Consider the following 25606-nt stretch of genomic DNA (forward strand, 5'->3'; position numbering starts at 1 on the left):
GCGCGCCCGCCGGGCAGCGTTCGGCGCGGCGGTGCTACGCGGATCCTTTCAGCGCGCGCAAGCCGGCCGCCATGAACTCCGGGGTGGCCTCGGCGGCCCGGTCGGCGGCGGAACCGGTGTCGGAACCCTGATGGGCGCGATGGGTGATGCCCTCGCCGATGATGCCGAGTTTGAAGTTGGCCAGCGCGAGGTAGAAGCCCCAGTTGTCGAGCTCGTGCCCGGACGCGGTGGCGTAGGCCTGGGCGAGAGTGTCGGCGCTCGGCAGGCGCGGGCTGGTCCACGCCGCACGGGTCCCGAGGATCACGTCGAAGATCGGCGACCGGTAGACGCACATCAGGGCGACATCGGTGAGCGGGTCACCGAGGGTGGACAGCTCCCAATCGACCACGGCACGAACCTTTTCCGGGTCGGCGCTGTCGAGGATCGTATTGTCGATGCGGAAGTCCCCGTGCACGATCGAGGCCGATGTCTCCGGCGGGATCGCGGCGGCCAGTGCGGCATGCAGGGCTGCCACATCCGCGAGCTCGCGGGTTTTGACCCGCTCCCACTGGGATGCCCAGAGCTTGACCTGCCGGGCCACGAAACCGGTCGGCCTGCCGAATGATTCGAGACCGACAGCGCCCGGGTCCACCGCGTGCAAATCGGCGAGGACGCGGACCAGCGCGCGCACACTCGAATCCACCTGTTCATCGGTGAGCGCGGCCAGGTCGTCCTGGTCGCGAAACACCGTCCCGTCGACGAACTCGACGACGGTCATCGGTGCGCCCAGCGCGGATCCGGTCGCGTCGAAGGCGATCGTTCTCGCCACGGGCACAGCCGATGTCTGCAACGCGCTGGTGACGGTGTACTCGCGGGCCATATCGTGCGCGGACGGGGTGAGCCCGGCGACCGGCGGGCGGCGCACCACCCAGCGCGAGACGTCATCGGCGGCGGCGAAGGTCAGATTCGACCGGCCCCCACTGATCAGTTCGACGCGCAGCTCGCCTTCCACCTCGACGCCGTTGGCGCGCAGGAACTGTTCCAGTGCGGCGATGTCCATGCCCGGCAGTGTCATTCGGAGTCCCGCTTCGTCCGCTTGGCGGCGCTCACCGCGCGTTTGGCGATGGCCCAGCGATGCACCTCGGAAGGACCGTCGTAGATCCGGAACGGGCGAACCTCGCGCGAGAGTCGCGCCAGCGGCAGATCGGCGGAGACGCCGAGCCCGCCACACATCTGCATACTCCGGTCGACGATGCGGAAGATCGCCTCGGCGGCATAGGTTTTCGCGATCGAGGTGGCATTCGCGGCGGGCTCGCCACGGTCGAGTTCCCAGCAGGCACGGGTCAGCAGTGCGCGGGTGGCGGCGATGTCGATCTCGTTGTCGGCGATCATCTTCTGGACCATGCCGAGGTCGCCGAGGCGCGAACCGAAGCCCTCGCGGTGCGCCACGTGCGCGACCGCGACGTCATGACCGCGACGCGCGGCGCCGAGCCAGCGCATCACATGGGTCATGCGGGCGGGGCCGAGCCGCACCTGGGCGTATTCGAAGCCTCGGTCCACTTCGCCCAGTACCGCGGACTCCGGGACGAGAAGGTCGTCGAAGAAGACCTCGCAGTGGCCACCGATCATCGACTTGTCGAGGGTGTCCAGATGGCGGCCGACGCGAATGCCCGGGCTGTCGGCGGGTGCCAGGAACATCGTGGCGCCGCCGCGCCGGCCCGGCTCGCCCGAAGTGCGGGCCATGATGATGAAGAACCCCGCCCCGTCGGCGCCGGTGATGAACCATTTGTGGCCGGTGATGCGCCAACCGCCGTCGGCACGGACCGCGCGGGTGCTCAGCGCGGAGGGGTCCGAGCCCGCACCCGGCGCCGGTTCGGTCATGGCGAAGGCCGAGCGCACCTCGCCGCGAGCGAGCGGGGCGAGGAACTGCTGTTTCTGCTCCGGGTCGGCGATATGGGCGAGCATGTGCACATTGCCCTCGTCGGGGGCGGCGATATTGAGGGCCGTCGGGCCGAACAGCGAGTAGCCCGCCTCCTCGAACACCGGGGCACGGTTCGACATGTCCAGACCGTGGCCACCGTATTCGAGCGGCGCGTGCGGGGCGAAGACACCGGCGTCACGGGCGGCCTGCTGGAGTTCGAGGCGCAGCTTCTCGCCACCGGCCGCGGCGATGTCGCCGTCGTGCGCGTCTTCGACCGGGAGCACGTGGTCGCGGACGAAGGTGCGGGTGCGGTCGGCCAGCCGCTGCACCTCGGACGGATAGGACAGGTCGATCGGCACGGGTCCGCTCCTCGGCTCGGTTGCCGAACGATCGCTCGGCAAATATCTGTTACGACAGTCGCACGCGCGTATTCATGCTGTCAACAAGCCCGGTAAAGCCAAGATGCATGTTCAGCTATTCTGAACATCATGGATTCGACGGCAGCCGAACAGCAGGCGGTGGGAGCGCGGGTGCGTCAGGCGAGGACCGCGGCGGGGTTGTCACTACGGGCGACCGCCCAGCGAATCGGGGTCAGCGCGGCCACGCTGAGCGCCATCGAGACAGGCAAGACCGGCGCGTCGGTTCCGCGCCTGCGATCCCTCGCCGCCGAACTGGGCACGACGGTGGCCTGGCTGATCGGCGACCGGCGCACCACCGGCGCTGCTCCCCCCGAACCGCGCGCGACCGATTCGCGCCCCACCCACCTCGCCGGGAGCCCCGCCCCCGGCGAAACCGGATCGCCCGACTCCGGCGCACCGGACTCCTGGCGTGAGTTCCCGCCCCTGGATCTCGACCCGGTGCTCGCCGCCGCCATCGATTCCTTCGTCGAGACCGGGTATCACGGCGCCACGATGCGCTCGATCGCCGCGCGGGCGGGCATGAGCGTGCCCGGTGTCTACCACCACTACCGCGACAAACAAGACCTGCTGGTCCGCGCACTCGACCTGACCATGGACGAATTGCACCGGCGGGTGCGCGCGGCACGCCTCGACGGCACGAACGGCCGCGAACGAGTGAGCCGTGTCGTCGAAGCGCTCGCCCTGTTCCACACGCACCACCGCGAACTCGCCTTCATCGGTGCCAGCGAGATGCGCAGCCTGAACTCCGCCGATCGCGATCGGATCACCGCCTCCCGCAACGAGATCCAATACCTTCTCGATGCCGACATCGACGCCGCGCTGACCGAGGCGAACCGATCGACCGCCCAGGCCCGCCACGCGGGACGTGCCATCGCGACGATGTGTACCGCACTGCCCCAGTGGTTCCGGCTCGACGGCCCGTCCTCTCCCGAACAGATCGCCGCCGCCTACGCGGACTTCGCCCTCGGACTGCTCGGCGTGGACGGCCGGCACCGATAGCGAAACGGCGCGACAGGCTTCAGCTCTCCGCCTTGCTGGTGATGTCGTCGAGGGACTCGCCCATGGTCTCGGGCACCCGGCGATAGCAGAACACCAGCGACAGCGCGGAAACGACTGCGAAGAGGAAGAACATCGTCGACGCCCCCCAGAGTTCGCCCAGCGGCGGGAACACCAGGGAGACAGTGAAATTGCCCATCCAGATGAGGAAGGTGCAGATACTCATCGCGGTGGCGCGGATCGGGGCGGGAAAGATCTCCGAGATCAGCAACCAGGTGGGCACCCCGACGCCGAGCTGGAAGGCACAGACGTACACGATCATCAATGTCACCAGCACATAGCCGGTGGCAGTGCTCTGCGTGAGACGTTCCATCAGACCCATACCGACCAACGCGACGACCATGATCGCCAGACCGAGGAACATCGGTGGGCGCCTGCCGATCTTGTCGACCAGGCTCATGCCGAGCATCACGCCGATCACCGCGCCGACACCGATGCCGATCGACGAGGTGATCGCCGCATTGTCACCCATCCCCGCCTGAGCGAGAGTGGACGGTGCGTAGTAGATGACGGTATTGACGCCGACGAATTGCTGAATCAACGCCAATCCGATTCCGGTGTAGAACAGCGCACGCACCTTCGGTTTCCGCAACTGGTCGCTCAAACTGTCCTTGACCGCCGCATCGGCGGCCTCGGACTGTTCGATCTCGGCGATCGTCGGCTCGACATTCTCCGGGTAATAAGACCGTTCGAGCACTTTCTTCGCATCGGCGGTACGACCCTGTTTCAGATACCACCGTGGTGAATCGGGCATGAAATACATGCCGATCACGAGCGCCGCCGCCGGAATCGCCGCCATCGCGAGCATGAGCCGCCAGTTCCCGGTCGGGGCGAGCAGCGCGTTGACGATGTAGGCGAGCAACTGCCCGCTGGCGATCATCAGCGAGTTCATCGACACCAGGCGCCCGCGATAGGTCGGCGGGGAGATCTCGGAAACGTACATGGGGACCACCAGCGAGGCGGTACCGACAGCGACGCCGAGGACAAGGCGGGTGATGATCATGACCGTGGCATCGGGCGCCAGCGCCTGGGCGAGCGCGCCGAGGAAGAACAGGGCGCCCGCGAACAGCAGCGTCGTCCGCCTGCCCCACCGGTCGGCCATCCAGCCGCCGGTGATCGAGCCGATCGCGGCGCCGATGAGCAGCGAACTCGTGATGACGCCGACCTGGGTCTGGCTCAGTGCGAAATCAGGCGTGAGGTAGACGAGCACGCCGGAGATGACGCCGGTGTCGTAGCCGAACAGCGCGCCGCCGAGCGCGGCGATGACGACGACAGTGAGCACGAACTTCTTGATCCTGGCCCGCATCGCCGCCCGCTCCGGCGAATCGGGTGGCGTCTCGACCGCTGATTCGGTGGCAGGGGACACCATCACCGTCTCCGGTCCGTCCTGGACGGTGTGCGGTACCCGGACCGAGGTATCGATATCCGGCCCGATCAGGCGTCCGCCGGAAACCTGCGCTACAGGAACGGTGGAGTTCAAGACGGTGCCGCGCCGCTCCGGCTCCTTATCGGTGGATCCACGAGGGGAATCGGGCATGTCCACACCTCCGCCGGATGGAGTAGGTCGATTCCTGCACCTTAATCGAGCGCGGAAGACTCGCGATAGCTCGAAATCCATGGATATTTTCGTCCGCCGATCAGCGGTAAGGGGCGATCGGGGAATGTATCCCACCCCCTGCGTGGGATACATTCCCCGATCAACACACTCTTATCGGAATCGCCGCCGACCGGAATACTCACCGTTTGCCCGGATCGGAGAAAGTGTCGCGTAGCTATCCGACACCATCCATCCGTCAAACCGCAATCACCGGATGCCGCTTTTGCCGGGTTGTCACGAATCTCGTCGACGCTCGGTTATCGACGATGTAGCGACCGGACGGTGGCCGCACCCCAGAGCATCAGGCTCGCGGCCGCGGCCATATAGAGGAAGTAGGCCAGCACAACCAGGACGGACCCGTAATTGCCTACCCAGTCACTCAGTCGCAGCAGGCCGATTACACCGAGGCCGAGCAGGATCAGCCCGAGGATCAGCCCCGGCATCGCCAGCGGCGCGATGGGCGATTCCATGGCGGAGGTCGCGGCGACGCGGCGGCGTCGCTCGGTAACTGACAGATTGCTGTTCGATTCGAAGTAGATGCTGCTCACGACAACACGTCCCCTTCCGGACAGCCGCCCCGACACGGCCGATAAGTGATCCGTACCGGATCTTTCGATGACCGTCACGCCGCAGCGGAAGTGCGGGTAATTCGCGACCTCGGATCCACGTCGACCCGGTCCATGATCACGAACGGTTAACGTTCAGCAATTACAAGCTTGCCAGCCAGGCCGAGCGGACAACAGACGATGTGATCTGCATCACATCGAACTCTTGTGCGACACGGTCCGATAACGTGCGTTACATTTCGTCGAAATACGGGCCGGAACTGGTGAAAACCCCACGCACCTGGGCATCTGTTCAACAAGCCGACACTGCTGTCATTTATCGAACCGTTACGGCCCTGACGTGGGAAAACACACACTTCCGCCCCCCGCGATCCAGTTGGTACCTCCACGAGCCACCGACACGGCACCGTGACGGAAACCGCTTAGCGAACGCCCTCCTCCACCCGAAACCACCACGCCCCGAACAACTTCGGTGTCGACGCCACACAGAAACCGTGCCGAGACGCGGAAGTTCTCCTACCATGGGCCACGTCCCGCACCGCAGCACCGTACGAGGGGTCGTCGAGGATGAGCGACAACGCGCATGTGATCGACCAATCCAAGCCGAGCATCGCCCGTGTCTACGACTATCTACTCGGCGGCAAGGACAACTACGAGGTCGACCGCGCCGTCGGTGACCACTTCAAGGTGAACCTGCCCGGCTCGGTCGACATCGCGTCCACCAACCGCCGAGCCCTCACCCGTGCGGTGCGGGCCATGGCCGAGGCCGGGCTGACCCAGTTCCTCGACTTCGGCAGCGGGCTGCCCACCGCCGACAACGTGCACCAGGTCGCCCAGTCGATCGACCCCGACACCCGCGTGGTCTACATCGACAACGACCCGATCGTGCTCGCCCATGGTCGCGCACTGCTGGCGACCAACGACCACACCACCGTGATCCACGCCGACGTCCGCGATTCCGCGGCGATCAGGGCCGATCCCGAGGTCGCCCGGCTGATCGACTTCGACAAGCCGGTCGGGCTCATCTTCAGCGCGATCCTGCACCACCTCAACGACGAGGAGGACCCGCAGTCGGTGGTCGCGTACTGGGCGCAACAGATTCCCGTCGGCTCGCGCGTATTCATCTCCCACTTCCGCTCCGGCGACAACGCCGAGACCATCCAGGCCGAGTCCAAGCTGCAGTCGACCTTCGGGCGCGGCCGGTGGCGCACCGACGCGGAGATCACCGCACTGTTCGGTGATCTGCGCGTGCAGGCCCCCGGCGTGGTCGCCGCGGCCCGCTGGCATCAGGTGAACGAGAATTCCGCACACATCGGCGCACCCGATCGGGACCTGTCGGTCTGGGAGGAACTGATCGTCTCGGCGATCGCCGAGAAGCGGTAGGACCGATCGCCGAGGCTCGAAACTTTCCGGCCGCGACTTCTGCGTGGGTTCGAACGAGGGAACGCGTCACGTCGGCTATCTTGATCTAGTTTTTCGATGCTGCTGGATCGTTCGTGTCGCTTCGCCGAAATCGCGTGCCGCGTGAGATCCACGCCTCGCGCTGTCGGCGACCCTCTCAGACGAAGGGACGCCGGTCACCATGCCCGCACCCGTTATCCTCCACGGCCGCATCGCACGGCTGGAGCCGCTCGCACCTCACCACGTTCCCGGACTGAGCGCCGCGGCCGCGGCGCTCGACGGACCGGCCGGGTTCACCGTCGTCCCGCACGGTGACCAGGAGGCGCGCACCTATGTCTTCCAGGCCGAAGCGGCGCAGCTGGCAGGCACAACGCTGGCCTTCGCGATCGTCACCGTCGCCGACGAGTGTGTGGTCGGGGCGACTCGATTCGCCCGGCTCGACTACTGGCAGGGACCACTGACCTGGCCGTTGTCCGCCGAACCGGTCACCTCGGTGCCCGGCGGGGCGATCCCCGACGCCGTCGAGATCGGCAATACCTGGCTCACCCCCGCGGTGCGGGGCGGTCAGGTGAATCTCGACTCCAAGCTGCTGCTGCTCACCCACGCCTTCGACAGCTGGGGCGTGCGGCGGGTGACCCTGCGCGCCGACGCCCGCAACCTGCGCTCCCGGGCGGCGATCGAACGACTCGGCGCGGTGAGTGACGGTGTGCGCCGGGCACATTCGCGTGGGCTCGACGGCGCGGTGCGCGACACCGCGTTCTATTCGATCCTGCACGACGAATGGCCGGGGGTGCGCGGACGGATCATCGAACAACTGGCCGCCCGCGCTGCCCTGCGGGGCGCGCCGTTGATCCCGGCGACCGCGGCGGCGTTGCGGCCGTTGGCTTCTTCGCCGATCGGTTGAGGTCTCAGCCCGGCAGCGACTCGATGCGGTCGACGATCAGGTCGGCGAGTTCGTCCGGACGCTCCTCGGGCAGCCAGTGCGAGCCGTCGAGCACGGCAAAGCGATAGTCACCGGTGACGAATCCGCGGGTCAGCTCGGCACCACGACGGGTCAGCGCCGCGTCGCCGGTGCTCCACACGTGCGTCACCGGCACGGTGACGCGTGCCGTCACCGCGCGCGGGGTGATCAGCGCCAACGCGCGATACCAGTTCAACGCGGTGGTGAGAGCTCCGGTGTCGATGATCTCGGTGTGCACGCGGTCGATCGCGTCGGCGGACATGCCCGATGTGGCCAGGATCTGGTCGAAGACGCCGGGCCGCGCGCGAATCAGGCGCTCCGGGAGCGCCGGCAGCTGGAACAGCGCCATGTAGGACGAGCGAAGGAGCTGATCGCTGCTGATCATCGAGCGGGCGAAGGCGCCGGGATGCGGCACCGACACGGTCACCAGCGTGCGGACGAGTTCGGGGCGGGCCGCGGCCACCGACCAGGCGACCATCGCGCCCCAGTCGTGCCCGACCAGATGCACCGGACCGCGGTCGATGTCTTCGATCAACGCGACCACGTCGTCGACGAGTTCGGGCACGCGGTAGGCGAGGCGGCCGGACGGCCGAGCACCGGGTGAGTAGCCGCGCTGGTTCGGAGCGACGGTGCGGTAGCCGCGCGCGTTGAGCAACGCGGTGAGTGGCTGCAACGAGGTCGCGGTCTGCGGGAAGCCGTGCAGCGCAACGACGACGGGGCCATCGGGCGGTCCGGAGTCGACGACGTCGAACTCGAGTCCAGCCCTGGTGAAAGTGGTCAACTGGGTGCTCAACGAACCCTCCGATCCAGTAACTTACTTATCGGTAAATTACTCGGGGCCCGTGCCTGGCGTCAACAGCGCTCACCGTCCTGTTCCCCCGTGCACGACGGCGACTTCCGCACCACCGAGGTCGAAGGCCCGGTGCAGGATGCGCACGGCTTCGTCGAGGTCGGTGTCGCGGACGAGCACGGAGATGCGGATCTCCGAGGTGGCGATCAGGTCGAGGTTGATGTTCGCCGCGGCCAGCGCCTCACAGAAGCTCGCGGTGACGCCCGGATTGTTGCGCATGCCCGCGCCGATCAACGAGACCTTGCCGACGCGATCGTCGTAGCGAACATCGGCGAAGCCGATCTCGGCACGGCGGTCGCGCAGCAAGGCGACCGCCCGCGCGCCGTCGGCGGCGGGCAGGGTGAAGGTGATGTCGGTGCGGCCGGTCCCGGTGTTCTGCACGACCATGTCGATGCCGATCTCGGCGTCGGCGACCGCGCGGAACACCTCGGCCGCGTAACCGGGCTCGTCGGGCAGGCCGACAACGGTCACCTTGGCCTCGTTGCGGTCGTGCGCGACGCCGGTGAGCACGGCCTGGTCGGCGGGGATATCGGCCATCGAGCCGAAGACGGTGGTGCCGATCGCGTCGGTGTAGGACGAGCGCACATGCACCGGCACCTGGTAGCGGCGCGCGTATTCGACGCAGCGCAGCATGAGGACCTTCGACCCGCAGGCAGCCATTTCCAGCATCTCCTCGTAGGAGATCTGGTCGAGTTTCTGAGCGTCGGCCACGATGCGCGGGTCGGCGGTGAAGACTCCGTCGACGTCGGTGTAGATCTCGCAGACATCGGCTTTCAACGCCGCGGCCAGCGCGACCGCGGTGGTGTCGGAGCCGCCACGGCCCAGCGTGGTGACATCGTCGCTGTCCTGGCTCACACCTTGGAACCCGGCCACGAGCACCACCTCGCCGTCGTCGAGTGCGCGGCGCACCCGGCCCGGGTCGACTTCGATGATCTTGGCGCGGCCGTGGGCGCCGGTGGTGATCACGCCGGCCTGCGAGCCCGTCAACGATCGCGCTTCCGCACCGAGTGCATGAATCGCCATGGCCACCAAGGCATTCGAAATCCTCTCACCGGCGGTGAGCAACATGTCCAACTCGCGCGGTTCCGGCGCGGAGGCGATCCGGCCCGCCAATTCGAGGAGCTCATCGGTGGTATCGCCCATTGCCGAGCAGACCACCACCACATCGTGCCCCTGCTTCTTCGTCTCCACGATCCGCTCGGCGACCCGCCGGATCCGCTCCGCGGTGGCTACCGACGAACCGCCGAATTTCTGCACAACCAGGGCCATCCCGAGTCCTCTCCCCTGCTCCCCCGCACGCGATCCGCGGGTGACCCCTTCGAGTATCCAGGCAATCCGGGCACGGCCGTACCAATTCGGCAACGAAAACGACTGCCGCCGAATGGTTTCGGCGGCAGCCCTCGATCACGTGAGCGCCGGGACCGTCCTGGCCGCCGGCGAAAAGGACGCGCTGCTCGTCTCGCTCTACGACAACTGGATCACCGCGGTGGCGGCGGCGATCACGTACGTGGTGTGAGCCGCGGCGCTGTTCGGTACCCGACTGGTCCGCCGCCCGGTGGCAGCGGCGGCGGACCGCTGCCACCGGGCATTTTCAGGTTTCTGGCGTATTCGGGTCGCCCTCGGAGTGGCGGACCGTTGGCCATCCTCGGAGCAGCAATCCCGGGCTGCGGATCAGACCGTGCGCGGATTCCAAGTCGTGACGGCCCAGATGACCACCACATCGAGCACGATGATCAGGATCGACCACGCCGGATAGTAGGGCAGCCACAGGAAATTCGCGATGATCGACAGTGACGCGATGACGACCGCCACAATCCGCGCCCAGGTCGCGCCGCCCATCAGCCCCAGCGCGCTCAGCGCGAGTATTATCCCGCCGATGATGTGGATCCAGCCCCATGTCGTGGTGTCGAATTCATAGACGTAGTCGATGCCGACGACGAACAGGTCGTCCTTGGCCACCGCGGCGATGCCCTGCAGAACGGACAACACGGCGACGACCAGGAGCAGGATCGCGGCGCCGATGGAAGTGCCTGCGGCGAAACCCTGCTGGACCGGATGCTCGGTTTCCGATAAGTGAGCCATCATGAATCCTTCCGTAGAAGACCGACGACCAACGTTTCCCGATGGCAGCCGCGAGGGCCTCACCCGAAACGGATGAACCGGATCGCCACACGGGCCTGCCCGTCGACGCCGCGCCCGCGAGCTCGCCGGCGCGCTGACCCCTCGGCAGCGCCACCTCGACTACAGGCTGAAGGCGATCGCTCGCAGGATCAGGACGGCGATGAACACGGCGGTGAAGGCCAGGTCCAGGGAGAAGTCACCGATCCGGATCGGCTTGAGCACCTTGCGTACCGGGGCGATCACCGGTTCGGTCGCGGCGTGGGTCACCTCCCTGGCTTTGCGGGCCCACTGGGGACCGTTGCCCAGCGCATCGATCCAGTCCACCACCATCCGGGCGATCAGCAGCACCAGAAAGACTGTCAGCGCGTAGCCGACCAGGGTTCCCACAAGACTCATGACGCACTCCCTCGCGGAGGCCTCAGAGGACCTCTTACCGCTCTCAACGTGCCCGACATTGCCAAGGTGTCCACCACCCGGTTGTTCTCAGTCGATTATCAGGCCCGCGGACACGTTCTTCGTGGTGATCGCGGGCGCGGCGTGGTGCGTCCGAGCGGTAATGGCGAGCGGCGACGCCTATTCTCCGTGGCGGGCGTCCGTCGGCTCGTAGCGACTGGTGAAGTCGAGAATGCGGGCAGTCACCGGCTTCGGGATCTCGTGGAACAGGCCGTGCCCGGCCCCGCGGAAGATCTCGACTTCACAGGTGGGCACGTTGTCGCGCAGGCGTTGTTCGGCAAGTTGCGAGTCGACCACCAACGACTCCGACCCGAGCAGTACCAGCGTCGGCATGGTGATCGTGGCCAGCCGCTCGTCGGTGAACATCTTCGGGTAGCCGATCGAGGGTGCGTATCCCAGCGCTGCCTTCACCCCGTCGAATTCCGCGTCGGTCAGGGTGACGCCAGGGTTGAGCCGCGCGTTCATCGCACGCAGGTTCTTGTCCGTGGGCCGGGCACCGACTCGGATCATCGTCCACAGCAGGCTCCACTTGATCTTCGTCAGCGTGCCGCCCGGCTCGAGCACGGTCAGGCTCGCCAGGCGGCGCTGCGTAGTGGTGGCGATCGCCATCGCCTGCCAGCCGCCCTGCGAGTAACCGACCAGGTGGACCTGGTCGACGCCGAGCCCGTCGAGAACCTCGCCGAACCAGGTACCGAAGCCGTTTTCGTCGATCGGTGCGGTCTGCACGCTCAGGCCGGGAGCGCCGATCATTTCGGGCATGTAGACGACGCGGTCACGAGCGAAATCCTCGATGACGTGGTTCCAGGACAGGCTGTTGGCGCCGAGTGAGTGCATGAGCACGATCGGGACACCCTCTCCCGCACCAGATTTACGGACACGAGTGGAACCGAAAGAAGTGGAGACCTCGAGCAGGGTCGACGGCACCGTCCACTGCTTTTCCAGTTCCCGATAGGTCCGCAGGTACTCCTCGCGTGCCTTGTCGTTCTTGAATCGCCCGATCTTGGCCATGACCACCCCTGTTTCTCGTTGGTGATATCACCGTACCACATAGATGGTATGGGCGTACCATGAAAATCCGCCAGGACAGTAGGAGGAGCGATGCCACGTTTGGCCGACCACGAAGAACGGCGCAGATCGATCACCGGTGCTGCTCGACGGGTCATCGCCCGGGGCGGACTGGAAGCCGCGACCTTCCAGTCCGTGGCCGCCGAAGCCGGGGTCTCGGTGCGGTCGGTGCAGTACTACTTCGGCACCAAACGGGAGTTCCTGCTCGCCACGCACCGTGCTGTCGTCGAGGATTCCGGCGCCCGGATGGCACAGGGATTCGCGGCTCTCGGGCCGGACGCCGGTCCCCGCGATATCGTGCGCACGATCCTGATCTCGGTCCTGCCCCTCGACGAGGCAAGTCGGCGCGACGCCGTCATTCTCGGCATCTTCCACGCCGCGACACTCACCGGCCCCGACGTCGAATCCGCCGATACCGCGGGCGCCCCGAACTACATCATCGACGCGGTCGCGGGACAACTACGGCAGCTGCGCGGTCCTGACGCCGACGAGAAGACGCTCATCGCCGATGCCGAGGTGATCCTGCTCGCCGTCGGCGGGCTGACGCAAGGAATGCTCACCGACGACCACTATGCCGCGCGCGCGACACACTTGGTCGACCATCTGCTCGACCGCGTACTCGACGCCTGAAAAACGAAGAGCCCCGGCGATATTCGCCGGGGCTCACTCGTCTGACACTCGAACTACTTCTTACGTTCCTTCTTCTCGCGCACACGCACCGAAATGCGCACCGGCGAACCGTCGAATCCGAACTCCTCACGCAGGCGGCGCTCCAGGAAGCGGCGGTAGCCTGCCTCGAGGAACCCGGTGGTGAACAGCACGAACGTCGGCGGGCGGGTGCTCGCCTGGGTGGCGAACATGACGCGGGGCTGACGACCGCCACGCATCGGCGGCGGGGTGGCCGCGATGACTTCCTTGAGCCAGGTGTTGAGGCGGCCGGTGGAGATGCGCTTGTCCCAGGACTCGAGCGCGGTCTCCATCTGCGGTACCAGCTTCGCCACGGCGCGGCCGGTGTGAGCCGAGATGTTGACCCGCTGCGCCCACGGCACGCGCACCAGATCGCGATCGATCTCGCGCTCGAGCATGTAGCGGCGGTCCTCGTCGACCAGGTCCCACTTGTTGAACGCCAGCACCAGCGCACGACCGGACTCGGCGACCAGGCTGATCACGCGCAGGTCCTGTTCGGTGATCGGCACCGAGGCGTCGATCAGCATGATCGCGACCTCGGAGGCTTCCAGCGCCGACTTCGTCCGCAGCGAGGCGTAGAACTCGGTGCCGGTGGCGTTGGAGACCTTGCGGCGCAGACCGGCGGTGTCGACGAACTTCCACGTCTTGCCGCCCAGCTCGACCAGCGAGTCGACCGGGTCGACGGTGGTGCCCGCGACATCGTGGACCACCGAACGCTCGTCGCCTGCCAGCTTGTTGAGCAGGCTGGACTTGCCGACGTTCGGCTTGCCGACCAGTGCCACGCGACGCGGTCCCGCGACGGCGGTACCTTCGCGCGGGGTCTCGGGCAGCGCGCCGAGCACGTCGTCGAGCAGGTCACCGGTGCCACGGCCGTGCGCGGCCGAGACCATGCGCGGTTCGCCCAGGCCCAGCGACCACAGCGAGGCCGCCTCGATTTCGACCTTCTGATCGTCGACCTTGTTGGCCACCAGGATCACCGGGATCTTGGAGCGGCGCAGCTTGCGCACCGCGGCCTCGTCGGTCGTGGTAGCTCCGACGGTGGCGTCGACGACGAGCAGGATGGCGTCGGCGGTTTCCATCGCCACCTCGGCCTGGCGCGCGACGTGCTGCTGCAGCCCCTTGGCGTCGGGTTCCCAACCGCCGGTGTCCTGCACCATGAAGCGGCGCCCGGCCCAGTTGGCCTCGTACGAAATGCGGTCACGGGTGACACCGGGAACGTCTTCGACCACTGCTTCGCGGCGGCCGAGAATGCGGTTGACCAGGGTCGACTTGCCCACATTCGGGCGTCCGACCACGGCCAGCGTGGGCATGGCGACGTGCTGTTCGCCTTCGCCGTCCCCGTCGATGTCGAGGACTTCCCATTCGGACTCGTCGGTCCAGGTTCCGTCGCCTACGAGAATCTCTTCGATCATCGCGGACCTCCTGTCGTGGCCGAAAGCTGCTGAGCCACCACGCGATACAGCTCCTCGATGGTCTGTGCCATCGTCAGGTCGCTGGTGTCGACGAGCACCGCGTCGGCGGCGGGGCGCAACGGCGACACTGTGCGGGTGGAGTCGAGGGTGTCGCGGCGCTGCACGTCGGCCAGCACGGCCGCGTAATCGTCGCCGCGGCCCTCGCGGATGTTCTGTGCGTTGCGCCGCTCGGCGCGTGCCTCCGCGGAGGCGGTGAGATAGATCTTGGCGTCGGCGCCGGTGAGTACGACGGTGCCGATATCGCGGCCTTCGACCACGATGCGTCCGGCCATCGCCGTGATCTCGCGTTGCAGGGCGACGAGCTGCTCGCGCACCTGCGCCACCGCGGAAACAGCGGAGACGGCCTTGGTGACAGCGTCGCCGCGGATCTCCGCCGAGACGTCCTCACCGTCGAGTTCGATCACCTCGTGGCTGGGGTCGGTACCGATCGAAAGCGGCAGTGCCGCTACGGTTTCCGCGATCGCAGCCGAATCGGTCAGCTCGACACCCGCACGCAGCACACGCAGGGTCGCGACCCGGTACATGGCACCGGTGTCGAGGTAGCGGGCGCCGAGCCGCGCGGCGAGCCGACGCGACACGCTGGACTTACCGGTGCCGGAAGGACCGTCCATCGCGACGACGAGCGTCGCGTCACCGGTCATCCGGTCGCCGGTGAATTCCAGGGGAAAGTCCACACCGTTCACAGCTGCACCGCCTCGTAGAGTTTGCCGATCTCGTCGCGGCCGAGCACCCGCAGCGTGCCGGGACGCTGGTCGCCCAGTGCCACCGGGCCGAGGTGGGTGCGCACCAGCCGGATCACCGGGTGGCCGACCTCGTCGAGCAGCCTACGCACGATGTGCTTGCGGCCCTCGTGCAGCACGAGCTTCACCAGCGACCGGCCCTGGTAGGCCTCGAGCACCATGAACTTGTCGACCTTGGCGGGTCCGTCCTCGAGCTCGACGCCTTCGCGCAAGCGCTTGCCGACCAGGCGGTAGTTCACCTCGCCGTCGACGGTGGCCAAGTAGGTCTTGGGAACTTCGAACGAGGGGTGCATCAGTCGATGCGCCATCTCGCCGTCATTGGTGACCAGCAGCAGGCCCTCGGTGTCGGCATCGAGACGGCCGACGTGGAACAGGCGCTGACCAGCGGCGATCCGCTCGGCGATGATATCGCCGACGCAGGGGCGCCCCAGGTCGTCGGACATGGTGGACTGCCAGCCCCTCGGCTTGTTCAGCACCAGGTGCACCAGCTCGTCGCGGACCACGACACGGGTGCCGTCGACGCGCACGACCGCGTTCTCGGCGTCGATGCGCAGACCCTGCTCACGCACGATCTTGCCGTCGACCTCGACGCGACCGGCCGCGATCATCTCCTCGGCGGCGCGACGCGAGGCCACACCCGCCTTGGCGAGAACCTTCTGCAACCGTTCGCCTTCGCCCCAGGGAAGCTTCTTGGGCCCCTCGGTGACATCGGCGTGCTGGTGCCGCGCGGGCTTGGCGTTGTTCAGGATCGTCGGAGCGACGACCTTCTTCTGCGGCTTCGTGGTCTTCTTGCGAGCCGCGAAGGCTTGAGTGCCGGCCGAAGCGCCGCTGCGCTGACCAGCTGTGCCTCCACGCTGGCCGCGGTCGGCGTCACCACGCGGGTAGCCGCCACCGCTGGAGGCACCGGTGCTGCGACGGTCATCACGCTGACCTGCGCCTGCGGGGCCACCTCGACGGTCGTCACGCTGGTACCCACCGGCGGACGCGCCGCGACCGGCCGGGGCGCCGCGTCGATCGTCACGCTGGAAGCCACCGCTCGAACTGCCGCGACGGTCACCACCGGTGGACGCGCCACGACGGTCATCACGCTGGTACCCACCGCCGGTGGATCCACGACGACCGCCGGACTCGGCGTCACGCTGGAAACTGCCTGCGGACCGGGCTGCTGTCTGATTGCCGCGCTGGAAGCCACCCGCGCCGGTGCCGCGCCGGCCCGGAGCCGCTGCGCGGGAGCCACCCTGCCCGGTGCGCGCACTGTCGCCGCGGTTGCCCGCGGTTCGATTCGCGCCACTGCGGGGCTGGTCGCTGCGATTTCTTCGATCCGGTGTGCCATCTCGGCGAGCGGAATTATTCATCTGTCCTGTCAATCGTCGGTGCCGAGGTCCATGTCGGACTCGGCGGGTTTTTTCAGCCTGGTGAACCGGGGATCGGTTTCCAGGCTCTCGCTGATCTCGTCGATCAGATCGACGCCGGGAAGCAGCGGCGCCAGCAGTGGCAGGTCGCCGAGAGAGGCGAGCCCGATCCGTTCGAGGAACAACTCGGTGGTGCGGTACAGCGTGCCGTTGGTTTCGGGGTCCTGACCCGCTTCCGCGATCAAGCCTCTGGCCAGCAGTGTGCGCATCACTCCGTCGACGTTCACCCCTCGGACCGCGCTGACCCGCATGCGGGTCACCGGCTGGCGATAGGCCACTACCGCCAAGGTTTCCAAGGCGGCCCGGGTCAGTTTCGTCCGGGCCCCGTCGAGCAGTACCCGCTCGACATAGGGCGCGTACTCCTGTCGAGTATAGAAGCGCCATCCGTCACCGACGAAACGCAGGTCGATGCCGCTGCCGCGCGCGCTCAGTTCCGCCGACATCGCGCGCAGGACGGTTTCGACCCGCTCGCTGGTGTCGTCCAAGGCCGCTGCCAGCTGTTCTGTGGGTGCCGGGGCGTCGACGACGAGCAGCATCGCCTCCAGTGCCGACCGCAATTCGAGGTCGTCGAGTGGCTCGGAGGTGAATTCCGCCACTGCCTCTGTCATCCGTAATCCTCCTCGAACGTCAACGCCGCTGCTTCCGCGTCAGGGTCGAGCTCGCCGAGCCAGCTGACAGCCAACGGCCCGAGCGGATCGGGTTGGTCGAAGGCGATGGTCTTACCGCGGTACAGCTCCAGCAACGCCAGGAACCGCGCCACGATTTCCACCGGGACTGTGCAGTCGACCACCAATTCGGCGAAGGTGGTCCAGCCGCCCGGCCCGCGTTCCTTCAACAGGGCCAGCACCAGCTCGGCCTGCTCGGCGACCGAGATGGTGTGCATGTGCAGATGCCCGAGCCCGACCTCGGCGACCGGACGTGGCCGGAAGGCCGCCGCCGCGATCTCGGCGAACGCGGCGATATCCACCCCGAGGGTGACCTCTGGCAGCAGTCCTTCGAACTGTTCCTCGAGCGCCACCGAGCGCGGATACCGGCGCAGGGCCGCGGCTTCCAGCTCGGCGAGCAGTTCGGCCACCTGCTTGAACGCGCGATATTGCAGCAATCGCGCGAACAGCAGGTCGCGCGCGTCGAGGAGTTCGAGATCGTCGGCGTCGGTCATCTCACCCGAGGGCAGCAGCCGGGCGGCCTTGAGGTCGAGCAAAGTGGCGGCGACGACGAGGAATTCGGTGGTCTGATCGAGAATCTTGTCCGCGCGCAGCTTGGTGTTCTCGGCCAGCTCGGCGGTCAGGGCCTTGGTGTAGGCGATGAATTCGTCGGTGACCTGGTGCAGCGCGACTTCGGTGACATCGAGTTTGCGCGAGCTGATCAACGTCAGCAGCAGATCGAACGGCCCCTCGAAATTGGTGAGCCGCAGATGAAAACCGGATTTGTCCGCGGCCGGCACCGCGTCTTCGGGTACTGCTTGCACCGCAGGTGTAGCTCCGATCACCGGCCAGACCGGTGGATGACTTCACGGGCCATCGCTCGATACGACTCGGCGCCGCCCGATTTCGGCGACCAGGTGGTGATCGGCTCCCCGGCGACGCTGGCGTCGGGAAAGCGCACGGTGCGTGAGATGGCGGTGTCGTAGACCAGGTCACCGAACACCTCGACCACCCGCGACATCACCTGACGCGAATGCAGCAGGCGCGCATCGAACATGGTGACCACGATGCCGTAGAGGCTCAGTCGCGGATTCAGACGGTCGCGCACCTTCTCGACGGTGTCGTTGAGCAATGCGAGCCCGCGCAGCGAGAAGTACTCGCATTCCATCGGAATGATCACGCCGTCGGAGCAGGCCAGCGCGTTGACCGTGAGCAGACCGAGCGAGGGCTGGCAGTCGATGAGGATGTAGTCGTAGCGATCGCGCACGCTGTGCAGGGCGCGGCCGAGCGACTGTTCGCGGCCGACCTCGTTCACCAGCTGGATCTCGGCGGCGGAGAGGTCGATGTTGCTGGGTAACAGATCCATGCCGTCGACCTTGGTGGTCTGCAGCACGTCGTCGACCTTGGCCTTGCCGCCGATCAGCAGGTCGTGCACGGTGAGTTCGAGGTCGTGGTGTGCCACCCCCAGCCCAGCCGAGAGCGCACCCTGGGGGTCGAGATCTACGAGCAGCACCCGGCGACCGTACTCGGCCAGTGCCGCACCGAGATTGATGGTCGAGGTGGTCTTTCCGACCCCGCCCTTCTGGTTGCACATGGCGACGACGAGTGCGTCGCCGTGTCGCTGGACCTGGGGTGGATCGGGCACCAGTCGCAGCGGGCGCCCTGTCGGGCCCATCTCGACGGCCTCGGCGACCTCTTCCGGTCCACCGTCCCACGGTGTTTCCGCTGTCGTCACGATCCGCTGCTCCTTATACGTTTTCCTTGCCGGTAACCCCTGTCGAGGGTAGCGAGGCCGATCCGGGACCGGCTCGCTTTCGTACGGTCCAACTCTGGGTAGACGCTACCGCTCGGACCGGTGAGGTACAGCATGGCAACGCCGGGCGTGTTCGCACGATACCTGCTCAGCGGGTATCGGAGGTGCCGGTTCACGTCGCACGGGGATGGGCAGTGGCCCACACTTCACGCAGGGTGCTCACCGTCACGAGCGTGTAGATCTGGGTCGTGGTCACCGAGGCGTGGCCGAGCAGTTCCTGCACCACCCGCACATCGGCGCCGCCGTCGAGCAGATGGGTCGCGAAGGAGTGACGCAGGGTGTGCGGCGAGACCGTCGCCCCGATTCCGGCGCGTTCGGCGGCAGTCTGCAAGACCTGCCACGCGCTCTGCCGCGACAGTCTGCCGCCGCGGGCGTTGAGGAAAAGAGCTCCGCCGGAACCCTTTCCGCTCGCGGCGAGAGCGGGTCGACCGCGCACCAGGTACGCGTCGACAGCCGCGAGCGCCGGGCGGCCGATCGGGACGAGGCGCTGCTTTCCACCCTTGCCGTGCAGCACCACACAGCGTTGCTCGGCGTCGATGTCGTCGACGTCGAGTCCCACCATCTCCGAGATACGCGCGCCCGTGGAGTAGAGCAACTCCAGCAGCGCCCGGTCACGCAGTCCGCGCGGGCCACCGTCGGAACCGTCCGGTTCGCCACCCGCCGATTCGAGAAGTCGCAGAACCTGGTCGTAGGGCAGTGCTTTGGGCAGCCGGCGACCCGGCGCGGGTGGTTTCACCGCATGCGCCACATCGGTATCGGTGAGTCCCTCGGCGGCGGCGAACCGGTGCAGTCCGCGGACCGCGATCAACGCCCTCGCCACCGAACCCGCTGCCAGCGCGGGATAGTCCGCGCCGCCGGCGCGCAACGCCATGGTGAATTCGGCGACATCGCCCTGGGCCACCGCGCCCAACGATTCGACACCGCGCCCGGTCAAGAAAGCCCGATAGCGGGCGAGGTCACGACGGTAGGCACCGAGGGTGTTGCGCGCGGCTCCTCGCTCGACCGCGAGATGGTCGAGATAGGCGGCTATCTCCCGCTCGAGCACGCCCTCGCCTGTCTAGTCCCCGCCGACCGCTGCGGTGTTCACGCGTGATTGCCGTGCGTCGATGCCGCCTCGGCGGCCTTGCGCCGCAGGAACGTGGTCGGCTGACCGGGCCACGGTGCGTCGGGTGCGCGCAACGGAACCCCGCTCGCCTCGGCCGCGGCATAGGCGAGCACTCCCGCGACCGCGGTCGCGTTGACGATCTCCCCCGCCAGCGCGGCCCGCACCGCCTCGGCGAGTGGCATCCGCACCAGCTCGAGATCAGCTTCCTCGTGCTCGGGATCGGGCCGGTCGGTGGCGCTGAGACCGGTCGCGAAGAACACCCGCAGCGCCTCGTCGGTGAAGCCCGGCGACAACGCCACATCCACCAGCACCGACCACTGCGCGGCGGCGAGGCCCGTCTCCTCGGCCAGCTCACGCTTGGCCGCGGTGAGCGGGTCCTCACCGTCGATATCGAGCAGCCCGGCGGGCAGTTCCAGCAGCCTGGTGCCGATCGGATGCCGGTACTGACGGATCAGCACCACGTTGCCGTCGTCGTCGAGCGCGAGCACCGCGACAGCACCGTGATGCTCGATCACCTCACGCTCGGCGACCCGCCCGTCCGGCATCCTGACCTGATCCTGGCGCAGAGCCAGGATCGCGCCGCTGTAGAGCACCCGGCTCGACACCGTCTCGAAGTCGTGACTACCGGGCTCGCTCATGCGTTCCTATCGCCGATCTTCCTAGGCTTCCGCGGTGGCCTGCTCCGCGAGCTCTTCCTCCGGGAAGTCTACGGGAAGCCGTTCGGCCAGTTTGTATTTCAACGCGGCGTTGATCAGCGCCGCGAACAGCGGATGCGGCCGGGTCGGACGGCTCTTGAGCTCGGGATGCGCCTGGGTGGCGACGAAGAACGGATGCACCGAAGCCGGGTACTCGACGAACTCCACCAGGTGCCCGTCGGGCGAGGTGCCGGAGAAGACCAGCCCGCTCTTGGCGATGGCATCGCGGTAGGAGTTGTTCACCTCGAACCGGTGCCGGTGCCGCTCGGACACATTCTCGGTGCCGTACGCCTGCGCGACGACCGAGCCCTTCTTCAACGTGGCGGGGTAGGCGCCCAGTCGCATGGTGCCGCCCAGATCGGCTTCGCCGGCGACAACGTCTTCCTGGTCGGCCATGGTCGAGATGACCGGGTTCTTGGTGTCGGGCTCGAATTCGGCCGAGTTCGCGTCGGCGATACCGACCGAACGCGCCGCCTCGATGACCACGCACTGCAAACCGAGGCACAGGCCGAGCAGCGGGATACCGCGACGGCGGGCGTAGCCGATCGCGCCGAGTTTGCCCTCGATACCGCGGATGCCGAACCCACCGGGGATCAGCACCGCGTCGACGTCACGCAGCGCCGCCTGCGCGCCGACCTCGGTCTCGCACTCGTCGGACGGCACCCAACGGATGTTCACCTTGGCGCGATGGGCGAAACCACCCGCACGCAACGCCTCGGTCACCGACAGGTAGGCATCGGGCAGATCGACGTACTTGCCGACCAGCGCCACCTCGACGGTCTCACGCGGCGAATGCACGCGATCGAGCAGATCGCCCCACACCGCCCAGTCCACATCGCGGAACGGCAGCCCCAGCTTGCGCACCACATAGGCATCGAGGCCCTCGCTGTGCAGCACCTTGGGGATGTCGTAGATCGACGGCGCGTCCGGCGTGGAGATGCACGCCTCCACATCGACGTCGCACATCAGCGCGATCTTGTTCTTGAGACCCTGCGGGACCTCGCGGTCGCAACGCAGGATCAGCGCGTCGGGCTGGATACCGATATTGCGCAGCGCGGCCACCGAGTGCTGCGTCGGCTTGGTCTTGAGCTCACCCGAGGGCGCCAGATACGGCACCAGCGACACATGCAGGAAGAACACATTGTCGCGACCCACATCGTGACGGATCTGGCGGGCCGCCTCCAGGAACGGCTGCGACTCGATGTCACCGACGGTGCCACCGATCTCGGTGATCACCACGTCCGGCACATGCCCCTCGAGATCGGGACCCTGCATCGCCAGGATGCGGCTCTTGATCTCGTCGGTGATATGCGGAATGACCTGCACCGTATCGCCCAGATACTCACCGCGGCGTTCCTTGGCGATCACCGTCGAATAGATCTGGCCGGTGGTCACGTTCGCGTCCATCGTGAGATCGCGATCGAGGAAACGCTCGTAGTGCCCCACGTCCAGGTCGGTCTCGGCGCCGTCTTCGGTGACGAACACCTCGCCGTGCTGGAACGGGTTCATGGTGCCCGGATCGACATTGAGATACGGGTCGAGCTTCTGCATCGTCACCCGCATGCCGCGCGCGGTCAGGAGCTGACCGAGGCTGGAGGCGGTGAGACCCTTACCCAATGAGGAGGCGACGCCACCGCTCACGAAGATGTGCTTGGTGGCACTTTTAGCCTGATTCCGTTGATGACCCACGGACCACCACTGTACCGCTAGTCCGCCTCTCCGCGTATTTTGCCGGTCGTTAGCGGGCGGCGTGTTGGGTTCGCGGTGGTGAGGTTCTCACTCAGCGGGGCATGGCTACCAGTGTCAGCGATGTCGCTGTCGGGCCTGTTCCGTAGCGGCCCGCGCCGCCGGTCAGTTGTTCTGTCAGGGCGAGTGTTGTTGTCACCCGGCCGATTTCGCGGTCGATGTTGTCGACGGTGGTAACCGTGGTCGCGAGGGGGGCCTGGGCTCGGACGGTGGCTATCGGGGCGTTGCCCTCGGCGGCCCCTTGGCGACCTGCGAGGACAGTGCCCGCGGCTCTTGCTCGGAGGGCGGCGGTGAAGCGGGCGATAGTCGCGCCCTGGCCGGTGTCGGGTTCGACACCGTTGCCGGTGATGACCACGGCCAGTTGCGCGGGTCTCGTCGGCGGGTCGGTGTAGGTGAGGAAGTCGCCGCCCCGGAGGGTTTCGAGGATCAGAGACAGTTCCTCGGGGGTGCTGCGGGGGTGGTTGGACACGGGGTCTTGGAGCAGGGCAAGGCCGAGGAGGTCGCCCGCGAGGCTGCCCTGGTCTACGGCGCCGGTGTTCAGTTGGGCCCCCGCGGGGACGATATTGGTCAGGGTGGAGCGCATGCGGTCGCCCTCCCCCGCGTCGACGAAGGACTCCGTCAAGGCGATGCGGCCGGTCACTGTGGCGCCCGCGGTGCGCAGGGAGTTGCTCACGCCGTCGATGTCGGCGGGGTCGGCGTCGGGGGTGGTGAGGACGACGACGGTGCGATCGGCCAGGGTGCCGTTCAGGATGCGCGCCGCTGAGCCCGCGATGAACTGGTCGGCGGACTCGAGGCGGGCGGTGAGCTGGGCGTTCTGCGCGGTCAGTTCGTCTACCTGGGTGTTCAGGTCGGTTTTGTCCGACCGGAGGCCCGAGATCATGGTGCCCGCGAGGGTGTGTGACCCGAGCACCACACCGACCGCGAGCGCGAGGAAGATCGCCGCGATCGAGATGGCGTGTTGACGCAGCGAGATCACAGCAGACCACGCACCCACAGGACGAAGCTGTTCCAGTACTCGATCGCCCAGTCCAGCACCTCGGAACCGTTGTGCGAAGCCAAGATCACCACCACGATCGCCACCAGGGCGGCCAGCACCACCAGCGCCACCGCGGCGCCCGCGGAACGATGCCGGTACAGGGTGGACACCGCGTTCGCGTCGACCAGCTTCGCGCCGACCTTCAATCGGGTCAGGAAGGTAGCCGGATTGCTGTCACGACGGCCACGGTCGAAGAAGTCCTCGAGCGAAGCGGGCGCGCCCGCCAGCACGATCAGCGACGCGCCGTGATGGTCGGCCAGCATCAACGCGAGATCGGTCGGCGAACCCGACGACGGGAACGTCGTGGCGCCGATCCCCAGGTCCTGGATGCGCTCGAGGCCCTTGGCATGGCCGTCGGTATCGGCGGGCAAAATCATCTCGGCGCCGGATTTCAACGTCTCCGTGCTGATTTCGTCGGGGTCACCGACGATCAGGTCGGGCGTGTACTTGAGCTTGCGCAAGGTATCGGCGCCACTGCCCACACCGATCAGAATCGGCGCGTACTCCTTGATGAACGGCTTGAGCCGCTGTAGTTCCGCGAGATGGCCCGAACCGTCGGCGATGACGACCACGTGCCGGTTACGCATGTCCAGCTCGATATCGGGCACGCCCACACCATCGATCAGCAGCGCGCTCTCGGTACGCACGAATTCGGTGGTGTTGCCCGCGAACGCGTCGAGGTGATCGGCGAGTCCGTTGCGCGCCTCGATCATCCGGTCCGCGATGGCCGTCTCGTCGAACTCGATGCCCTCGACCAGGACCTCGGGTTCCTTCTTGGTGAGCCTGTCGGCGTAGACGATGCCGCCGTCGATGCGGACCTTCGACCCGTCCTTGATCCTGCCGAACGCGTCGGAGGACACCGTGTCCATCAGCACGATCCCGTTGGCCACCAACACCTCTGGCCCCAGGTTGGGATACCGCCCGGAAATCGAGGGCGAGGTGTTGATCACCGCGAGCACCCCCGCCTCGACCAGCCGATCGGCGGTGTGGCGGTCCAGGTCGGTCGCGTCGAGGACGACCACGTCCCCGGGACCGACCCGCCGCAGCAGTCGTCCGGTATCGCGATCCACCCGGGCGATCCCGGCGACACCGGGCAGCGTTTCCGTGTTCCGTGACAACAGCGCCGGCATCTTCATGAGGCCGATGATGAAGCCAAACCCTCAACCTTTGGTGGAGGCGCGCCGGTCGGAGCACGGGTGCCGACTACCCGTATGCTCCGGGTCACAGACATTTCGGACAGGAGACACATCCATGCCACGTAGCACCGTCGAAACGGTCTTCGACGCACCTCGCGACATCGTCTACCGCCTCTTCACCGAGCGTGAGGCCGTCAGCCCGTACCTGCCGATCCAGGTCAAGCTCATCAAAGCGGGCGATCCGGCCACCGGCGTCGGCGCCCAGCACCTGCTGGGTTTCGGCAAGGTCGGCGTCACCGAGGAGATCACCGCCCTCACCCCCGGTGAGCGGATGGAATACAAGATCGTCAAGGGCGCCCCGGTCAAGCGCCACATCGGCACGATCACCTTCGCCGATACGAGTGAGGGCGGTACTCGGGTGGTCTACACGATGGAGTCGGAGCCGTCGCTGCCGGTGCCTGCGCCGGCGCTGGAGTTCGGATTGCGTCAGCTGACCAATCAGCTGATCGGCGGGGTGCGTAAAGCACTGCGCTGAGGTTGGTGGGGCTCGGGACTCGGTGATCGGTAGTCCTGGAGGCACTGGCTGTATTTTTGGCGCGCTGGCGCGCGCGTGTCCGCGGCCCTGATTGGCCCGCCGGTCAGGCACCGGGGCTTGCTCCTTTGAGGACCAAGCCCCCCCCCCCGACCCGCCCGGCCGCCCCCGGCCCTCCCCACAGACGACAAGAATAAAA

The 25606-nt window shown here is 67.1% G+C and carries 26 protein-coding genes; 6 read left to right on the forward strand and 20 right to left on the reverse strand.

Going from position 1 to position 25606, the window contains the following annotated elements:
• Nucleotides 1-34: 34 nt before the first annotated feature.
• Together ACFQ9R_RS29415 and ACFQ9R_RS29420 are read right to left on the reverse strand one after the other, a co-directional pair.
• A complete protein-coding gene (locus ACFQ9R_RS29415) occupies nt 35-1039 on the reverse strand; it encodes a phosphotransferase family protein (protein WP_378995138.1) in 1005 nt (334 codons plus the stop codon).
• 11 nt (nt 1040-1050) lie between these two features.
• Nucleotides 1051-2259 (reverse strand): acyl-CoA dehydrogenase family protein, encoded by a 1209-nt coding sequence (locus tag ACFQ9R_RS29420; protein WP_378995140.1) that lies wholly within the window; start codon nt 2257-2259, stop codon nt 1051-1053.
• A 129-nt stretch (nt 2260-2388) separates the two neighbouring features.
• Here ACFQ9R_RS29420 and ACFQ9R_RS29425 point away from each other — a divergent pair, with 129 nt between their 5' ends.
• Complete coding sequence (locus ACFQ9R_RS29425; protein ID WP_378995142.1) at nt 2389-3318, forward strand: TetR family transcriptional regulator; 930 nt, start codon at nt 2389-2391, stop codon at nt 3316-3318.
• A 19-nt stretch (nt 3319-3337) separates the two neighbouring features.
• Here the strand turns inward: ACFQ9R_RS29425 and ACFQ9R_RS29430 are convergent, their stop codons facing one another.
• Nucleotides 3338-4912, reverse strand: a complete 1575-nt coding sequence (locus ACFQ9R_RS29430; RefSeq protein WP_378995144.1) for a sugar porter family MFS transporter — start codon at nt 4910-4912, stop codon at nt 3338-3340.
• Between the two features lie 317 nt (nt 4913-5229).
• The gene (locus tag ACFQ9R_RS29435) at nt 5230-5520 is read right to left on the reverse strand and encodes a hypothetical protein (protein ID WP_378995146.1); all 291 of its coding nucleotides are present in this window, start codon (nt 5518-5520) and stop codon (nt 5230-5232) included.
• 585 nt (nt 5521-6105) lie between these two features.
• Here ACFQ9R_RS29435 and ACFQ9R_RS29440 point away from each other — a divergent pair.
• Nucleotides 6106-6921 (forward strand): SAM-dependent methyltransferase, encoded by an 816-nt coding sequence (locus tag ACFQ9R_RS29440; RefSeq protein WP_378995149.1) that lies wholly within the window; start codon nt 6106-6108, stop codon nt 6919-6921.
• Nucleotides 6922-7120: 199 nt separating this feature from the next.
• Nucleotides 7121-7843, forward strand: coding sequence for a GNAT family N-acetyltransferase (locus tag ACFQ9R_RS29445; protein WP_378995151.1), 723 nt, complete (start codon nt 7121-7123; stop codon nt 7841-7843).
• Between the two features lie 4 nt (nt 7844-7847).
• On the opposite strand, the gene ACFQ9R_RS29450 is transcribed toward ACFQ9R_RS29445, so the two are convergent.
• Both ACFQ9R_RS29450 and ACFQ9R_RS29455 read right to left on the reverse strand, forming a co-directional pair.
• On the reverse strand, nt 7848-8693 hold the full coding sequence (locus tag ACFQ9R_RS29450; RefSeq protein WP_378995153.1) for an alpha/beta fold hydrolase: 846 nt from the start codon (nt 8691-8693) through the stop codon (nt 7848-7850).
• A gap of 69 nt (nt 8694-8762) precedes the next feature.
• Nucleotides 8763-10019, reverse strand: a complete 1257-nt coding sequence (locus tag ACFQ9R_RS29455) for an aspartate kinase (protein ID WP_378630092.1) — start codon at nt 10017-10019, stop codon at nt 8763-8765.
• A gap of 112 nt (nt 10020-10131) precedes the next feature.
• Here ACFQ9R_RS29455 and ACFQ9R_RS29460 point away from each other — a divergent pair, with 112 nt between their 5' ends.
• On the forward strand, nt 10132-10266 hold the full coding sequence (locus tag ACFQ9R_RS29460; RefSeq protein WP_378995155.1) for a hypothetical protein: 135 nt from the start codon (nt 10132-10134) through the stop codon (nt 10264-10266).
• A 155-nt stretch (nt 10267-10421) separates the two neighbouring features.
• Here the strand turns inward: ACFQ9R_RS29460 and ACFQ9R_RS29465 are convergent, their stop codons facing one another.
• The 3 genes from ACFQ9R_RS29465 to ACFQ9R_RS29475 all read right to left on the reverse strand — a co-directional run bounded on the left by ACFQ9R_RS29465 (nt 10422) and on the right by ACFQ9R_RS29475 (nt 12332).
• Nucleotides 10422-10832 (reverse strand): hypothetical protein, encoded by a 411-nt coding sequence (locus ACFQ9R_RS29465; protein ID WP_378995157.1) that lies wholly within the window; start codon nt 10830-10832, stop codon nt 10422-10424.
• 159 nt (nt 10833-10991) lie between these two features.
• Entirely contained in the window at nt 10992-11267 is a 276-nt protein-coding gene (locus ACFQ9R_RS29470) for a YggT family protein (protein WP_378995159.1), read from the reverse strand.
• Between the two features lie 177 nt (nt 11268-11444).
• A complete protein-coding gene (locus ACFQ9R_RS29475; RefSeq protein ID WP_378995161.1) occupies nt 11445-12332 on the reverse strand; it encodes an alpha/beta fold hydrolase in 888 nt (295 codons plus the stop codon).
• 90 nt (nt 12333-12422) lie between these two features.
• Here ACFQ9R_RS29475 and ACFQ9R_RS29480 point away from each other — a divergent pair, with 90 nt between their 5' ends.
• Nucleotides 12423-13019, forward strand: coding sequence for a TetR/AcrR family transcriptional regulator (locus ACFQ9R_RS29480; RefSeq protein WP_378995163.1), 597 nt, complete (start codon nt 12423-12425; stop codon nt 13017-13019).
• Between the two features lie 53 nt (nt 13020-13072).
• On the opposite strand, the gene der is transcribed toward ACFQ9R_RS29480, so the two are convergent.
• The 11 genes from der to steA form a co-directional block, all read right to left on the reverse strand.
• A complete protein-coding gene (der, locus tag ACFQ9R_RS29485; RefSeq protein WP_378995165.1) occupies nt 13073-14488 on the reverse strand; it encodes a ribosome biogenesis GTPase Der in 1416 nt (471 codons plus the stop codon).
• A complete protein-coding gene (gene cmk / locus ACFQ9R_RS29490) occupies nt 14485-15189 on the reverse strand; it encodes a (d)CMP kinase (RefSeq protein ID WP_378995183.1) in 705 nt (234 codons plus the stop codon). Before cmk ends, der begins: the two co-directional genes overlap by 4 nt.
• A gap of 38 nt (nt 15190-15227) precedes the next feature.
• Entirely contained in the window at nt 15228-16643 is a 1416-nt protein-coding gene (locus ACFQ9R_RS29495) for a pseudouridine synthase (protein ID WP_378995167.1), read from the reverse strand.
• An 8-nt stretch (nt 16644-16651) separates the two neighbouring features.
• The gene (gene scpB, locus ACFQ9R_RS29500; RefSeq protein ID WP_101463266.1) at nt 16652-17308 is read right to left on the reverse strand and encodes an SMC-Scp complex subunit ScpB; all 657 of its coding nucleotides are present in this window, start codon (nt 17306-17308) and stop codon (nt 16652-16654) included.
• A complete protein-coding gene (locus tag ACFQ9R_RS29505) occupies nt 17305-18168 on the reverse strand; it encodes a segregation and condensation protein A (RefSeq protein ID WP_378995169.1) in 864 nt (287 codons plus the stop codon). The genes scpB and ACFQ9R_RS29505 overlap by 4 nt, the downstream gene beginning before the upstream one ends.
• A 17-nt stretch (nt 18169-18185) precedes the next feature.
• Nucleotides 18186-19019 carry a ParA family protein gene (locus tag ACFQ9R_RS29510; protein ID WP_101463778.1) on the reverse strand — a complete coding sequence of 278 codons (834 nt, stop codon included), beginning with the start codon at nt 19017-19019 and terminating at the stop codon, nt 18186-18188.
• Nucleotides 19020-19269: 250 nt separating this feature from the next.
• Nucleotides 19270-20202 carry a site-specific tyrosine recombinase XerD gene (gene xerD / locus ACFQ9R_RS29515; protein WP_378995171.1) on the reverse strand — a complete coding sequence of 311 codons (933 nt, stop codon included), beginning with the start codon at nt 20200-20202 and terminating at the stop codon, nt 19270-19272.
• A 38-nt stretch (nt 20203-20240) separates the two neighbouring features.
• Nucleotides 20241-20900: an NUDIX domain-containing protein gene (locus tag ACFQ9R_RS29520; protein WP_378995173.1), complete on the reverse strand. Its 660-nt coding sequence runs from the start codon at nt 20898-20900 to the stop codon at nt 20241-20243.
• 21 nt (nt 20901-20921) lie between these two features.
• The gene (locus ACFQ9R_RS29525) at nt 20922-22646 is read right to left on the reverse strand and encodes a CTP synthase (protein ID WP_378630070.1); all 1725 of its coding nucleotides are present in this window, start codon (nt 22644-22646) and stop codon (nt 20922-20924) included.
• A gap of 91 nt (nt 22647-22737) precedes the next feature.
• A complete protein-coding gene (locus ACFQ9R_RS29530; protein ID WP_378995186.1) occupies nt 22738-23679 on the reverse strand; it encodes a copper transporter in 942 nt (313 codons plus the stop codon).
• Nucleotides 23676-24875 (reverse strand): putative cytokinetic ring protein SteA, encoded by a 1200-nt coding sequence (gene steA, locus ACFQ9R_RS29535; protein ID WP_378995175.1) that lies wholly within the window; start codon nt 24873-24875, stop codon nt 23676-23678. Before steA ends, ACFQ9R_RS29530 begins: the two co-directional genes overlap by 4 nt.
• 115 nt (nt 24876-24990) lie before the next feature.
• On the opposite strand from steA, the gene ACFQ9R_RS29540 reads away from it, so the two are divergent.
• On the forward strand, nt 24991-25410 hold the full coding sequence (locus ACFQ9R_RS29540; protein ID WP_378995177.1) for an SRPBCC family protein: 420 nt from the start codon (nt 24991-24993) through the stop codon (nt 25408-25410).
• Nucleotides 25411-25606: the final 196 nt, after the last annotated feature.

The organism is Nocardia sp. NPDC056541 (assembly GCF_042794235.1).
Classification (GTDB): Bacteria; Actinomycetota; Actinomycetes; order Mycobacteriales; family Mycobacteriaceae; genus Nocardia.